At 72.4% G+C, this 13,918-nt stretch carries 12 protein-coding genes and 1 other RNA gene; 11 read left to right on the forward strand and 2 right to left on the reverse strand.

Going from position 1 to position 13,918, the window contains the following annotated elements; translation table 11 throughout:
- Window positions 1-167 precede the first annotated feature (167 nt).
- From C593_RS0105545 to C593_RS0105555, 3 genes are all read left to right on the forward strand, one after another.
- Window positions 168-1,436: a serine/threonine-protein kinase gene (locus tag C593_RS0105545; RefSeq protein ID WP_026277383.1), complete on the forward strand. Its 1,269-nt coding sequence runs from the start codon at window positions 168-170 to the stop codon at window positions 1,434-1,436.
- Between the two features lie 113 nt (window positions 1,437-1,549).
- Entirely contained in the window at window positions 1,550-2,656 is a 1,107-nt protein-coding gene (prfB, locus tag C593_RS0105550) for a peptide chain release factor 2 (protein ID WP_018846306.1), read from the forward strand.
- A 267-nt stretch (window positions 2,657-2,923) separates the two neighbouring features.
- Window positions 2,924-3,817 carry a hypothetical protein gene (locus C593_RS0105555; RefSeq protein WP_018846307.1) on the forward strand — a complete coding sequence of 298 codons (894 nt, stop codon included), beginning with the start codon at window positions 2,924-2,926 and terminating at the stop codon, window positions 3,815-3,817.
- Window positions 3,818-3,930: 113 nt separating this feature from the next.
- Here the strand turns inward: C593_RS0105555 and C593_RS0105560 are convergent, their stop codons facing one another.
- Complete coding sequence (locus tag C593_RS0105560; protein ID WP_018846308.1) at window positions 3,931-4,113, reverse strand: hypothetical protein; 183 nt, start codon at window positions 4,111-4,113, stop codon at window positions 3,931-3,933.
- A gap of 283 nt (window positions 4,114-4,396) precedes the next feature.
- On the opposite strand from C593_RS0105560, the gene ftsE reads away from it, so the two are divergent.
- The 6 genes from ftsE to C593_RS0105585 all read left to right on the forward strand — a co-directional run bounded on the left by ftsE (window position 4,397) and on the right by C593_RS0105585 (window position 9,648).
- Entirely contained in the window at window positions 4,397-5,086 is a 690-nt protein-coding gene (ftsE, locus tag C593_RS0105565; RefSeq protein WP_018846309.1) for a cell division ATP-binding protein FtsE, read from the forward strand.
- A gap of 32 nt (window positions 5,087-5,118) precedes the next feature.
- A complete protein-coding gene (gene ftsX, locus C593_RS0105570; RefSeq protein WP_018846310.1) occupies window positions 5,119-6,036 on the forward strand; it encodes a permease-like cell division protein FtsX in 918 nt (305 codons plus the stop codon).
- Between the two features lie 67 nt (window positions 6,037-6,103).
- Complete coding sequence (locus tag C593_RS0105575) at window positions 6,104-7,273, forward strand: S41 family peptidase (RefSeq protein WP_026277384.1); 1,170 nt, start codon at window positions 6,104-6,106, stop codon at window positions 7,271-7,273.
- 18 nt (window positions 7,274-7,291) lie between these two features.
- Window positions 7,292-7,771, forward strand: coding sequence for an SsrA-binding protein SmpB (smpB, locus tag C593_RS0105580; RefSeq protein WP_018846312.1), 480 nt, complete (start codon window positions 7,292-7,294; stop codon window positions 7,769-7,771).
- 129 nt (window positions 7,772-7,900) lie between these two features.
- Window positions 7,901-8,295, forward strand: a transfer-messenger RNA (tmRNA) gene (gene ssrA / locus C593_RS31325).
- Between the two features lie 267 nt (window positions 8,296-8,562).
- Window positions 8,563-9,648, forward strand: coding sequence for a class I SAM-dependent methyltransferase (locus C593_RS0105585; protein WP_018846313.1), 1,086 nt, complete (start codon window positions 8,563-8,565; stop codon window positions 9,646-9,648).
- Between the two features lie 144 nt (window positions 9,649-9,792).
- Here the strand turns inward: C593_RS0105585 and C593_RS0105590 are convergent, their stop codons facing one another.
- Entirely contained in the window at window positions 9,793-11,190 is a 1,398-nt protein-coding gene (locus tag C593_RS0105590) for an MFS transporter (RefSeq protein WP_106434568.1), read from the reverse strand.
- An 83-nt stretch (window positions 11,191-11,273) separates the two neighbouring features.
- Here C593_RS0105590 and C593_RS0105595 point away from each other — a divergent pair, with 83 nt between their 5' ends.
- Together C593_RS0105595 and C593_RS28915 are read left to right on the forward strand one after the other, a co-directional pair.
- Entirely contained in the window at window positions 11,274-12,236 is a 963-nt protein-coding gene (locus C593_RS0105595) for a LysR family transcriptional regulator (protein ID WP_018846314.1), read from the forward strand.
- 300 nt (window positions 12,237-12,536) lie between these two features.
- Entirely contained in the window at window positions 12,537-13,910 is a 1,374-nt protein-coding gene (locus tag C593_RS28915) for an MFS transporter (protein WP_018846315.1), read from the forward strand.
- Window positions 13,911-13,918 lie beyond the last annotated feature (8 nt).

Raw genomic sequence — 13,918 nt, forward strand, 5'->3', positions numbered from 1 at the left:
GGCTCTGTGGACGACTTGGTGGATTTGTCGACTTATCCGGGCTGATTTATCCCGCAGAAGTGAAGGTCGGCGACATCCGGGGCACACAGCTCCCCGATGCCCGCGTAGGTTGTGGGGGTGTTTCTCAGGGCAACGCCCGCCGCTGAGGGAGCAGTCAGGGAGCAGTCTTGGCACGGAATATCGGCAGCCGGTACACGGCCCACCAGATCCTGGGACGGGGAAGCGCCGGCACGGTGTGGCTCGGGGAAGGGCCGGAGGGGCCCGTGGCCGTCAAGCTGCTGCGCGAGGACCTGGCCTGCGACCAGGACCTCGTCGGCCGCTTCGTCCAGGAGCGCACGGCCCTGCTCGGACTCGACCACCCCCGGGTCGTCGGCGTCCGCGATCTCGTCGTCGACGGCAACGACCTGGCGCTGGTCATGGACCTGGTCCGCGGCACCGATCTGCGCACCCGGCTGGACCGCGAGCGCCGGCTCGCCCCCGAGGCGGCCGTCGCCATCGCCGCCGACGTGGCCGAGGGGCTGGCCGCGGCCCACGCCGCCGGGGTCGTCCACCGCGACGTCAAGCCGGAGAACATCCTGCTCGACATGGAGGGCCCGCTCGGCCCCGGCGGCGCGCACCCGGCCCTGCTGACCGACTTCGGCGTGGCCAAGCTGATCGACACCCCGCGCCGTACCAAGGCCACCCGCACCGCCGCCGGCGCCCCGAACGCCTCCGGGATCATCGGCACCCCCGACTACATCGCGCCCGAGATCGTCGAGGGCCTGCCCCCGCGCGCCGCGGTGGACATCTACGCCCTGGCGACCGTCCTCTACGAGCTGCTGGCCGGTTTCACGCCCTTCGGCGGCGGCCACCCCGGCGCGGTGCTGCGCCGCCATGTCACCGAGACGGTCGTCCCGCTGCCGGGTATCCCGGAGGAGCTGTGGCAGCTCATCGTCCAGTGCCTGGCCAAGGCCCCCGCGTCCCGGCTGCGCGCCTCGGAGCTGGCGCACCGCCTGCGGGAGCTGCAGCCGCTGCTCAAGGGCATCCCGCCGCTGGACGTCGACGAGCCGGACGCCGGGCCGGCCGAGGAGCCGTACGAGGACGTGGCCGCGGACGCTCCCGCCCCGCAGCGCCGCCGGGGCTCGGTCCCCCTGGTGCCGGGGGGCGCGCCCGCGGACGCCAACCGCGACACCCACACCTCGATGCGCGTCCCGGCCCCGGACGAGCTGGCCGGCGGGGCGCACGGCACGGCCCGCGCACCCCGGACCCCGGGCCAGCGCCGCCCGGGCTCGGCCCGCAACCGCCCGGCGTCCGTGCGCCGGCGCCGGATCACCCTGGGCGTCGCGGCGATCGCCGTGGCGGCGGCGGTCGGGGTCGGCGGCTGGTTCGCGGTGAGCGGCGACGAGGACGGCCCGGCGCCGGGGGACACCCGGCAGTCCGCCCCCGCCGAGCCGTAGGAGGCGTCCGGCGGAGCAGGGCCGGACACCTCCCGCGCCCGGGCCGGGCCCCGTGCGGGGCGGATGCTGCGGGGCCAGCACGGGACACTCCGTGCAGCCGTTACGCTGGACCCGTGGCAGTCGTCGATGTTTCCGAAGAGCTGAAGTCCCTCTCCTCGACCATGGGGTCGATCGAGGCCGTCCTGGACCTCGACAAGCTGAGGGCAGACATCGCCGTGCTCGAGGAGCAGGCGGCGGCACCGTCCCTGTGGGACGACCCCGAGGCGGCGCAGAAGATCACCAGCAGGCTTTCGCACCTGCAGGCCGAGGTGCGCAAGGCCGAGGCCCTGCGCGGCCGGATCGACGACCTCGAAGTCCTCTTCGAGCTCGCCGAGGCCGAGGACGACCCGGACACCCGTGCCGAGGCCGAGGCCGAGCTGGAGTCCGTGCGCAAGGCGCTCGACGAGATGGAGGTCCGCACCCTCCTCTCCGGCGAGTACGACGAGCGCGAGGCCCTGGTCAACATCCGCGCCGAGGCCGGCGGCGTCGACGCCGCCGACTTCGCCGAGCAGCTCCAGCGGATGTACCTGCGCTGGGCCGAGCGGCACGGCTACGGCACCGAGGTCTACGAGACCTCGTACGCGGAGGAGGCCGGCATCAAGTCGACCACCTTCGTGGTCAAGGCCCCGTACGCGTACGGCACCCTCTCCGTGGAGCAGGGCACCCACCGACTGGTGCGCATCTCCCCGTTCGACAACCAGGGCCGCCGCCAGACCTCCTTCGCGGGCGTCGAGGTGCTGCCGGTCGTCGAGCAGTCCGACCACGTCGAGATCGACGAGTCCGAACTGCGTGTCGACGTGTACCGGGCCTCCGGCCCCGGCGGCCAGGGCGTCAACACCACCGACTCGGCGGTGCGCATCACCCACATCCCGACCGGCATCGTGGTCTCCTGCCAGAACGAGCGCTCCCAGATCCAGAACAAGGCGAGCGCCATGAACGTCCTCCAGGCGAAGCTCCTCGAGCGCCGCCGGCAGGAGGAGCAGGCCAAGATGGACGCCCTCAAGGGCGACGGCGGCAACTCCTGGGGCAACCAGATGCGTTCGTACGTCCTGCACCCGTACCAGATGGTGAAGGACCTCCGCACCGAGTTCGAGGTCGGCAACCCGCAGTCGGTCCTGGACGGCGAGATCGACGGCTTCCTGGAAGCGGGAATTCGCTGGCGCAAGCAGCAGGAGAAGTAGCAACTCGCTTTGTCGACAAGGGAACTGCCGCCCCCGGGGCGGCAGTTCCCTTTTATGTCACAGTTGCATCCGGCAGGTCAGTCAACTGACTTCATATCGGACATCGCGCCTGCTAACGACCTTGACGCCCCCTCGGATTCTGGGAAAGCTGGCGTGCGGCATGCGTGTTCGCGGGGCGCGTGTGAAACGGGGGCGGAGTTGACACCCCTGGGTCTGCTGCCCCGGGCGATGCCCTGATGACGATGAGCTACTGGGGGTAGCAAACACATGACGAAGAAGACGCGGATCCGTGTCGCGCGCATAACCGCCGGCGCCGTGATCGCCGCGGGTGCGTCGCTGACGGCCGCCGGTGCCGCGCAGGCCTTCGGCCTGAACGACTCGCCGGACTCCGGCCTCCAGATCGAGGCGGGCCTGGGCGTCAACGACACCGAAGGCGCCACCACGGTGTCCGGCGGCGTCGGCGGCGTGGACGAGGGGGCCACGGAGGGCACGGTCGGTGGTGACCCGACGACCGGTGGCACGACCGGTGGCGACCCCACGACGGGCGGCACGACCGGCGGTGACCCGACCACCGGTGGCACGACGGGTGGTGACCCGACGACGGGCGGCACGACGGGTGGCGACCCCACGACCGGTGGCACGACCGGCGGTGACCCGACCACCGGTGGCACGACGGGTGGTGACCCGACGACCGGTGGCACGACCGGCGGTGACCCGACCACGGGCGGTACGACGGGTGGTGACCCGACGACCGGTGGTTCCACGGGCGGCGACCCGACGACGGGTGGCACGACCGGTGGTGACCCGACGACCGGTGGCACGACCGGTGGCGACCCGACCACCGGTGGTACGTCCGGTAGCGCGACCGGCGGTGGCGACAACGGCGGCACCGCCACCGGTGGCGGCGACAACGGCGGCACCAGCACCGGCGGCAACGGCACCGACCCGAACGGCGGCGTGATCGACGGTGACGCCACCGCCGGTACCGACACCGACAACGCCGGCTCCCAGCCGGTCGAGCAGGGCGAGGCCAAGGAGGAGCTGGCCGAGACCGGCGCCGCCGAGACCACGTTCCTGCTGCTCGGCGCCGCGACGATGATCGCCGGTGGCGTCGGCTTCCGGATGCTGCCGCGCCTCGTCGGCGGACGCACCGTCGCCTGAGAGCTACGCGCGGTCATCGCGGGGGCGGCGAGGGCTGACAGCAGCGAGTGACGGCGAGGAAGGGCCCGGAGTGCCGAGCACTCCGGGCCCTTCCCGGTGGTCGGTAAGGACGGTCAGGCGGCCAGCAGCGCCACCGCCGCGACCAGGATCACCAGCAGGACCAGCAGCGCCGCCGGGTTCAGCCCGGCGAAAGGGGCGTCCTGCTGGAGGCGCTCACGGTTGGCGCGGCAGACCGGGCAGCGGCCCTGGGCCACCGGGGCGGCGCAGTTCCCGCACACCAGTCGGTCGTACGTCATGCGCCTTCCTCCTCCCGCACGCCGGAGCCGCAGGCGCGGACCGTCGGCGCATTCCTCTCCCCACAACGTGCAGGGAAACGCGACTGTTCCCCTACCACTGTGCCAGCTCACGCGCTTTTCGGCGCGCCCCGCCCGTTTCGTCCCCCTCCCGTGACAGAGCGCGGAGGCGGCCAGGGCAGGCCCAAGAAGGGATATAAGGGTCAAGCCGGGACCGTGACTGCGCGGCCGACGCGGGTTCGCGTATGGTCACGCTCACCTACTCCCGGCGACCCGTGGTGCACCCGTGATCCGATTCGACAACGTCTCGAAGACCTATCCCAAGCAGAACCGACCTGCCCTGCGTGACGTCTCCCTCGAAGTCGAGAAGGGCGAGTTCGTCTTCCTCGTGGGGTCGTCGGGTTCCGGCAAGTCGACCTTCCTGCGGCTGCTGCTCCGCGAGGAGCGCGCCAGCCAGGGCATGGTCCACGTCCTCGGCAAGGACCTCGCGCGGCTCTCCAACTGGAAGGTGCCGCACATGCGCCGCCAGCTGGGCACCGTCTTCCAGGACTTCCGGCTGCTGCCGAACAAGACCGTCGCGGAGAACGTGGCCTTCGCGCAGGAGGTCATCGGCAAGCCGCGCGGCGAGATCCGCAAGGCCGTGCCCCAGGTCCTCGACCTCGTCGGCCTCGGCGGCAAGGAGGACCGGATGCCCGGCGAGCTGTCCGGTGGTGAGCAGCAGCGCGTGGCCATCGCCCGCGCCTTCGTGAACCGCCCGATGCTGCTCATCGCCGACGAGCCGACCGGCAACCTCGACCCGCAGACCTCGGTCGGCATCATGAAACTGCTCGACCGGATCAACCGCACCGGGACGACGGTCGTGATGGCGACCCACGACCAGAACATCGTCGACCAGATGCGCAAGCGCGTCATCGAGCTGGAGAAGGGCCGACTCGTGCGTGACCAGGCCCGCGGCGTCTACGGCTACCAGCACTGAGCCCGGACAGACTGAAAGGCTGAAAGCACGCCATGCGCGCCCAGTTCGTCATGTCGGAGATCGGTGTCGGTCTCCGTCGCAACCTCACGATGACCTTCGCCGTCATCATCTCCGTCGCCCTGTCGCTGGCCCTCTTCGGCGGTGCCCTGCTCATGCGTGAGCAGGTCAACACGATGAAGGACTTCTGGTACGACAAGGTCAACGTCTCCATCTTCCTCTGCAACAAGAACGACGCGGCCACCTCGGCCCAGTGCGCCAAGGGCGCCGTCACCACCGCGCAGAAGGAGCAGATCAAGTCCGATCTGGAGGAGATGAACCTCGTCGAGACCGTCCAGCACGAGTCGGCGGAGCAGGCGTACAAGCACTACAAGGAGCAGTACGGGGACACCCCGATCGCCTCGACGATCACCCCGGACCAGATGCAGGAGTCGTTCCGGGTCAAGCTGAAGGACCCCGAGAAGTACAGCGTGGTCGCCACCGCGTTCGCCGGCCGGGACGGCGTGCACTCGGTCCAGGACCAACGGGACATCCTGCAGAACCTGTTCGGGCTGATGAACGGCATGCGGATCGCCGCCCTGTGCGTGATGGGCCTGATGCTGGTCATCGCGATGATGCTGATCGTCAACACCGTGCGTGTGTCGGCGTTCAGCAGGCGGCGGGAGACGGGGATCATGCGGCTGGTGGGCGCGTCCAGCTTCTACATCCAGACGCCGTTCATCGCGGAGGCCGCCGTCGCGGGCCTGCTGGGCGGCGCGGTCGCCTGTGTGATGCTGCTGGTCGGGCGGTACTTCCTGATCGACAACGGGCTGGCCCTCGCGGACAAGATGCAGCTGGTCGACTTCATCGGCTGGGACGCGGTCCTCACGAAGCTGCCGCTGGTCCTCGCGATCGGTCTGCTGATGCCCGCCGTTGCTGCTTTCGTCGCATTGCGCAAGTACCTGAAGGTGTGACATGCGCCCCGGGCGCCGTACGGTCAACGTCCGTACGGCGCCCTTCGCTTGTCCTAGACTCATCGCCATGTCAGGTCCTGATCGTCCCGATCCGTGCCCCCGGCCCCACGGCATCCGCCGCGGGGCGGCCCTGACCCTGGTCTTCGCGACCGTGCTCGCCACCGCGGCGGCCACCGGGGCCCTGCCCCGGGACGAGACGGAGGACCCCCCGCGCCCGCTGGAGGCGCGCGCCGCGGCGGCCACGGTCGACCGCGAGGACGTGGCCCGGGCCGCTGCCGAGGCGATGGCGGACGGGAAGTCCGGGACCGCCGCGGCCGAGCAGTTCGTCAGCCGCAGCGGCGACCGCTGGGGTGCCGTCTACGACCGCCGGGAGTACGAGGAGTTCGAGAGCGCCCTCGACGGCGAGTACTCCGGCGTCGGCCTGGGCGCCCGCCGCGCCGGCGACGGACGCCTGGAGGTCTCCGAGGTGCGGGACGGCGGCCCCGCGGACCGGGCGGGCATCCGCCCCGGCGACCGGCTGCGGACGGTCGACGGCGTGGATGTCGCCCGCCGGCCGGTCACCGAGGTCGTGGCCCTGCTGCGCGGCGCCAGAGGCACCGCGGTGGAGCTGGGGCTCCAGCGGGACGGCCGGCGGTGGACCGAGCGGCTCACCCGGACCCTGGTGACCACCGAGTCGGTGCGGGTGAGCCGGCTCGACGGGGACACCGTGCTGATCAGGGTCGAGGCCTTCACCAAGGGCTCCGGCGAGCGGGTCCGCCGGGCCGTGCGCGGCGCCCCGGAAGGCGCGGGCGTCCTCCTCGACCTGCGGGGCAACGCGGGCGGCCTGGTCTCGGAGGCCGTGAGCGCCGCCTCCGCCTTCCTGGACGGCGGCCTGGTCGCCACCTACGACGTCCGGGGCGAGCAGCGGGCGCTGTACGCCGAGCCCGGCGGCGACACCGGCCGGCCCCTGGTCGCCCTGGTCGACGGCGGCACCATGAGCGCGGCGGAGCTGGTCGCGGGCGCCCTGAAGGACCGGGGCCGGGCGGTCACCGTCGGTACCCGCACCTTCGGCAAGGGCTCGGTCCAGATGCCCAGCGAGCTGCCGGGCGGCTCGGTGGCCGAGCTGACCGTCGGCCACTACCGCACCCCCGCCGGGCACCATGTCGACGGCCGGGGCATCACTCCGGACCTTCCCGCCTCCGAGGGCGCCGAGCGGCGGGCCCGGTCGGTATTGGGTGGCCTCAGGGGTGCCTCATAGTGCGAAAATGACCGCACTATGGCAAAGGAAAAAGGGCGCAAGCTGATCGCGCAGAACAAGAAGGCGCGGCACGACTACCTCATCATCGACACCTACGAGTGCGGTCTCGTGCTGACCGGCACCGAGGTGAAGTCGCTGCGCCAGGGACGGGCGTCGCTGGCGGACGGCTTCGTGCAGATCGACGGCGGCGAGGCGTGGCTGCACAACGTCCACGTCCCCGAGTACAGCCAGGGCACCTGGACCAACCACAGCGCGCGGCGCCGGCGGAAGCTGCTGCTGCACCGCGAGGAGATCGACAAGCTGGAGTCGAAGTCCCAGGAGACCGGTCACACGATCGTGCCCCTGGCGCTGTACTTCAAGGACGGCCGCGCCAAGGTCGAGATCGCGCTGGCCAAGGGCAAGAAGGAGTACGACAAGCGGCAGACCCTGCGGGAGAAGCAGGACCGCCGTGAGACGGACCGGGCGATCTCGGCGGCCCGCCGCAAGCAGCGCGCCTAGTCTCCCGACCCGGGAGACCGGGCCCGCCACGGGCTTCCGCCCGGGCCGGGCGGAATACGCTGGCATCGTCGTGCGTTGGTCACGTACGATGGCATCGCTCCTGGCGACAGGGGTTTGTCAACTCAACATGGGGATGATCGGTTTCGACAGCGGCTGTCGAAGCAGGGGAAGCGTGTCGAGGAAGCGGCAATGATCTCGTTAACCATATGTCGCAACCAATAATCGCCAACACCAAGCGCGATAACTCCGAAGCCTTCGCCCTCGCTGCCTGATAAGCAGTAGAGACGAACCTTCACTCATGGAGCGTCAGCCCGGGGGTGTTCCCGACCCGGATCCTGGCGTCAGCTAGGGAACTAAACCTCTAGGCCCGGTCACGGGGTCGAGAGGGAAACCAAACAGTGACTGAGCCCGTCGGAGACTTGTCCGCGTGATCTCCGGGGCTGAGAAAATCGCAGCGGACTGCACACGGAGAAGCCCTGTTTCCGCACCGTTGGACGCGGGTTCGATTCCCGCCATCTCCACCGATGGGGTCCGGGGGCGCAAGCGCCCGGCCGCCCCGTATCCCATGTGGGCGAAGGCCCGCCGGTTCCCACCGGCGGGCCTTCGTCATGTCCGGAGAGCCGGGGCGTCTCGGTGCTTCCGTCGTCCCGGAGCGCTCCCGGCTCCGGGACGACGGAAGCCGTCACGGCCGTTCTTTGCGGCCTGTTTGTTCTTGCTCCGATATCGGGTGGATAGCATGGATTCTGCCTCGGGGACCACGATCACCCCAGCCTCACGAGGAGGCGATTCCTGTGACGGCGACAGCGCACGGCCACCGGTCCGTTGTCGACGAACAGCGGTTGAACGAGCTTCTCGGGCAGGCCGTCACCGATATCGGCGCCGCGATGAACGGCGTACTCGTCCAGCTCGGGGCGGACCTCGGGCTGTGGTCCGCCCTCGCCGGCGCGGGCCCGATGACGGCGGACGGCCTCGCGGAGCGCACGGAGCTGCCCGCGCCCTGTGTCGGACAGTGGCTCGCAGCACAGGCGGCGAGCGGCTACGTCGAGTACGACGCTGCGGACGGCACCTTCACGCTGACGCCCGAGCAGGCGTTCGTCTTCGCGGACGAGAACAGCCCCGCCTACGTGGTCGGCGGCTACCACATCGTCTCGTCGCTCTACCGCGACCGGGAACGGCTCGCCCGGGCCCTGCGGGAAGGGCACGGGTTCGGATGGGACGAGCACGATCCGGAACTCTTCCTCGGCACCGAGCAGTTCTTCCGGCCGGGATACCGGGCCGGCCTCGTCGCCGAGTGGATTCCCGCCCTCGACGGTGTCCAGGAGAAGCTGACCGCCGGTGCCACGGCTGCGGACATCGGCTGCGGCCACGGGGTCTCCACCGTCCTGATGGCGGCGGCCTACCCGGCGTCCACCTTCCACGGCTTCGACTACCACCAGGCGTCGGTGGACCGGGCGACCGCGCTCGCGGCCGACGAAGGGGTGGCGGGCAACACCTCCTTCGCCAGGGCGTCGGCGGCGGACTTCCCGGGGCAGGGGTACGACCTCGTGTGCTTCTTCGACTGCCTGCACGACATGGGCGACCCCGTGGGAGCCATGCGGCACACCCGCGAGACGCTCGCCGAGGACGGGACGGTCATGCTGGTGGAGCCGTTCGCGAACGACGACCTCGCGGACAACCTCAACCCGGTGGGCCGGGTCTACTACGCGGCGTCCACGGTGATCTGCACCCCGTCGTCGATGGCCCAGGACGTGGCCGCCTGCCTCGGCGCCCAGGCCGGGGAGAAGCGGCTGCGCGAGGTCGCCGAGGAGGCGGGATTCAGCCGCTTCCGCCGCGCCGTGGAGACACCGTTCAACCTGGTCTTCGAGGCCCGCGTCTGAGCGGGCCCCAGCCAGAGCCTCAGCCCGGGGGCCGCTCAGCCCGGGCGCCGCTCAGCCTTCCCGCCGCGCAGCCCTTGCGCCGCCCGGAGACGGCCGCTCAGCCTTCCCGCCGCGCAGCCCTTGCGCCGCCCGGCGACGGGCCGCTCAGCCCGCCCGCCGGGTCCCGGCCGTGCCCGCGGCCGCCGTCAGGGCCAGGGCCGCCGTCAGGGCCAGGGCCGCCGCCGTGACCGGGACGGTGTAGCCGGTCGCGGCGCCCAGGTGCTCCACCACCCAGCCCCCGGAGGCCGAGCCCGCCGCGATGCCGCCCAGCAGGGCGGTCACCGCCAGGGTCATCCCCTCGTTGGCACGGCCCGCCGGGGTCAGGCGCTGGATCTCCGTCATGCCCGTCACCATCGTCGGGGCCGTCGCCGTACCCGCCAGCAGCAGGGCCGCGGCGAGGGCCCACACCGTGCCCGTCCCGGCCGCGGCCAGCAGCGGCAGGGCCATCAGGGCGGTCATCGCGGCCAGGCAGCCGGTCAGCCCGGCGACGCGTCGCACCCGCCCGTACACCAGGCCCGCCGCACAGGAGCCGGCCGCCTGGAGGGCGAGGACCGCGCCGCCCGCCGGGCCGTCCACATACGCGAGGGTGACCACCTCCATCGACCCGAAGACCGCCCCGGTCGACAGGAACACCACCAGCAGCGGCCGCATCCCCGGCGCCCGCAGCGGCGCGGGACCGGGCGCGGTGCGCGAGACCGGCGGCTGTGTGGAGCGCTGGGCCGTGAACAGCAGCACGCCCGTCAGCAGCAGGAACGCGGCGGCCAGCGTGCCCGCCTCCGGGAAGAGGGCCGAGCACAGCAGTGCGGCGAGGACCGGGCCGAGCATGAAGCACAGCTCGTCGACGGCCTGCTCGAAGGCGTTCGCCGTGTGCCTGGCCGCCGGGTCGTCGCGCAGCAGATGCGCCCAGCGGGCCCGGGACATACCGCCGGTGTTGGGGCAGGTCGCGGTCGCGGCGTACGCGGCGAACAGGGTCCAGGCCGGGGCGTCCGCGCGCACGCAGAGCACCAGGGCGAGGTGCCCCAGGACCGCCAGTACGGTCGCGGGCACGGCGACCCGCGCCTGCCCGTACCGGTCGACCAGCCGGGCCGTCCACGGCGCGACCACCGCGGTGGCCGCCAGACCGGTCGCGGTGACCGCCCCGGCCAGCGCGTACGACCCCCGGGTGCCTGCGATCATCAGGATCGCCCCGACGCCGAACATGCCCATCGGCAGACGGGCCATCAGGTTCCCCGCGGTGAAGGCGCGGGTCCCCGGGATCGTGAAGAGACGGGCGTACGGGCCGGGCGGCCGGGTGCGGCGGCCGCCACCCCGCCGCGCGAGGGCCAGGGCACGGCGCGGTGGCCGCCGGGGCGGCCTGCGGGGCGGCCCGTGCAGAGGGCCGCGCAGCGTGCCGCCCCGGGACGGCGGGCCGTCGGGGGTGTGGCGGGGGACGAAGGCGGGGTGGCCGGGGGTGATCGCGGGCAGGACGGAGCGGGCCCCTGCGGGCCGGGTGGTCTGCGGCATGACCCCTACCCTGGCCGCACCCGGCCGGGACGGTCCAACACCTGGTCGGTGGTCATTCACGCACCTGTGTTGTTGAATGCACCGTGCCCCGAGACCTGGACCCCCGGCTGCTGCGCGCCTTCACCGCCGTCGCGGACGAACTCCACTTCACCCGCGCCGCCGCGCGGCTCTTCGTCGCCCAGCAGGCGCTGAGCCGGGACATCCGCAGGCTGGAACGGGAGCTGGGCACGGAACTCTTCGTACGGACCACCCGTCAGGTCGCCCTGACCCCGGACGGCGACCGCCTGCTCCCGTACGCGCGGCGGGTGCTGGCCGCCCAGGACGATCTCCTCGCCGCGGCCGACGGGAGCGCCCGGCCCCTGCTCGTCGACCTCAACTCGCCCGGCCTGATCTCCGGCCGGGTCCTGGACCGGGCGCGCGAACTGGCCCCCGACTGCGAGCTGATGGCCCGCTACGAGAGCGGGCTGTCCGGCGCGGCGGCGGAGATCCTCGCCGGGCGGATCGACGTCTCCTTCGGCCGGATCGCCGGGCTCGCCCCCGAGGTGCGCGCCCTGCTCGGCCATCAGCCCGTCCGGCTGGAGCCGATGGCGGTGCTGCTGCCCGAGGACCATCCCCTCGCCGCGCGGGAGACCGTGCCGCTGGGCGCGCTCGCGGGCGAGCGGGTCTACGCCGGGGCGGGCAATCCGCGCACCCGGGAGTGGACCGAGTACGCGGTGCTGCTCTTCGCGGGCCGCGGTATCGAGCTGTCGCCGCCCTCGCCGATGGCGGTCGGCGCCGAGGAGTTCCGGCGGATCATGGCCCGGAGCCGGCATCCGGTGCTGGCCGTCGTGGACTTCCCGCCAATGCCGGGGGCCGTGCTGCGCCCGCTGAGCGACCCGGTGCCGCTGTCGCCGGTGTCCCTGGTCTGGCGGAAGGGGCTGCGCCACCCGGCGCTGGACGCGCTGCGGGCCGCCGCGGGTGAGCTGGCGGCGGCGGAGGGCTGGCTCGCGGAGCCGCCGGGCGCGTGGCTGCCGGACACCGACCGGGCGGTGATGGCGGGCACATGACGGGCGGGGCCCGCCGGGCGCGGGGGCGGGTGCGTAGTCCTGGCCCGGGGGGGTGCGCGCGGGTGCGTGGCCCTGGCACGGGTGCGCCGGCCGGGCGGGGCCTCACCAGCGGGCCACCGCCGGCCACCGCCGCCGCCCCGCCGCCGCCGGGTCTTCACCGCCGTGCCCTCACGGCCGGGCCCCGCCGCCCGTGAGAGCAACGTTCCGCACCGGTCACCTGTGGCCACCGGGGCCGAAACGCGCCGTGCCTAGCGTCCCTCCCACGACAGGACACACAGGTGCAGCAGGTGGAGGCGCGCGATGGCAGGCCGTTGGATCGAGCACTGGGACCCCGAGGACGAGGCGTTCTGGGAGGCGAAGGGGGAGCGGATCGCCCGCCGCAACCTCGCCTTCTCCGTACTGAGCGAGCACATCGGCTTCTCGATCTGGAGCCTCTGGTCCGTGATGGTCCTGTTCATGGGGCCCGAGTACGGCATCGACCCCGCCGGGAAGTTCTTCCTCATCGCCACCGCCACCCTGGTCGGCGCGGTGATCCGGGTGCCGTACACCTTCGCCGTCGCCCGCTTCGGCGGCCGGAACTGGACCGTCTTCAGCGCCCTGCTGCTCCTGCTGCCCACCGTGGCGGCCTGGACCGTGATGGAACCCGGCACCTCCTACGCCACGTTCCTGCTGGTCGCCGCGCTCACCGGGGTCGGCGGCGGCAACTTCGCCTCCTCCATGACCAACATCAACGCCTTCTTCCCGCTGCGGAAGAAGGGCTGGGCCCTCGGCCTCAACGCGGGCGGCGGCAACATCGGCGTCCCCGTCATCCAGCTCGTCGCCCTGCTGGTCATCGGCACGGCGGGGGCCGCGCACCCCCGGCTGGTGCTGGGCGTGTACCTGCCGCTGATCGTCGTCGCCGCGCTCTGCTCGGCGCTGTGGATGGACAACCTCGCCCCCGTCCGCAACGACACCGGTGCCGCCAAGGAGGCCATCCGGGACGGGCACACGTGGATCATGGCGCTGCTCTACATCGGCACCTTCGGCTCGTTCATCGGCTACAGCTTCGCCTTCGGCCTCGTCCTCCAGACCCAGTTCGGCCGGACACCGCTCCAGGCCGCCTCGCTCACCTTCGTCGGCCCGCTGCTCGGCTCCCTGATCCGGCCCGTCGGCGGGCTGCTCGCCGACCGCTTCGGCGGCGCCCGGATCACCCTCGGGAACTTCCTCGCGATGGCCGCCGCCACCGGTGTGGTGATCGCCGCCTCGCTGGCCCAGTCGCTGCCCGTCTTCCTCGTCGGCTTCATCGCCCTGTTCGTGCTGACCGGCCTCGGCAACGGCTCGACGTACAAGATGATCCCCGGCATCTTCCAGAACAAGGCGCTGGCACGGGGGATGACGGGGGAGGCGGCCGCCGCGTACGGGCGCCGGCTCTCCGGGGCCGCGATGGGGTTCATCGGGGCGATCGGCGCGGTCGGGGGCCTCGCCATCAACCTCGCGTTCCGGCAGTCGTTCCTCACCGCGGGCACCGGGACGGCCGCCTTTGTCTCCTTCCTCGTCTTCTACGCCCTCTGCTCCGCGGTGACCTGGGCGGTATACCTTCGGCGGCCGGCCGCCGAAGGCGCCGGAGCCCCGGCGGGGACCGAGGACGAGCCGCTCGGCGCGCCGGAGGCGGAGCCCGCCTACGCCCGGGTCTGACCGGGACG

Source organism: Streptomyces sp. CNT372, from assembly GCF_000377145.1.

Coding starts and splice junctions, on each gene's coding strand:
- C593_RS0105555 (WP_018846307.1), top strand. CDS start 2,924: ATGACGAAGAAGACGCGGATCCGTGTCGCGCGCATAACCGCCGGCGCC.
- C593_RS0105560 (WP_018846308.1), bottom strand. CDS start 4,113: ATGACGTACGACCGACTGGTGTGCGGGAACTGCGCCGCCCCGGTGGCC.
- ftsX (WP_018846310.1), top strand. CDS start 5,119: ATGCGCGCCCAGTTCGTCATGTCGGAGATCGGTGTCGGTCTCCGTCGC.
- C593_RS0105575 (WP_026277384.1), top strand. CDS start 6,104: ATGTCAGGTCCTGATCGTCCCGATCCGTGCCCCCGGCCCCACGGCATC.
- smpB (WP_018846312.1), top strand. CDS start 7,292: ATGGCAAAGGAAAAAGGGCGCAAGCTGATCGCGCAGAACAAGAAGGCG.
- C593_RS0105590 (WP_106434568.1), bottom strand. CDS start 11,190: ATGCCGCAGACCACCCGGCCCGCAGGGGCCCGCTCCGTCCTGCCCGCG.
- C593_RS28915 (WP_018846315.1), top strand. CDS start 12,537: ATGGCAGGCCGTTGGATCGAGCACTGGGACCCCGAGGACGAGGCGTTC.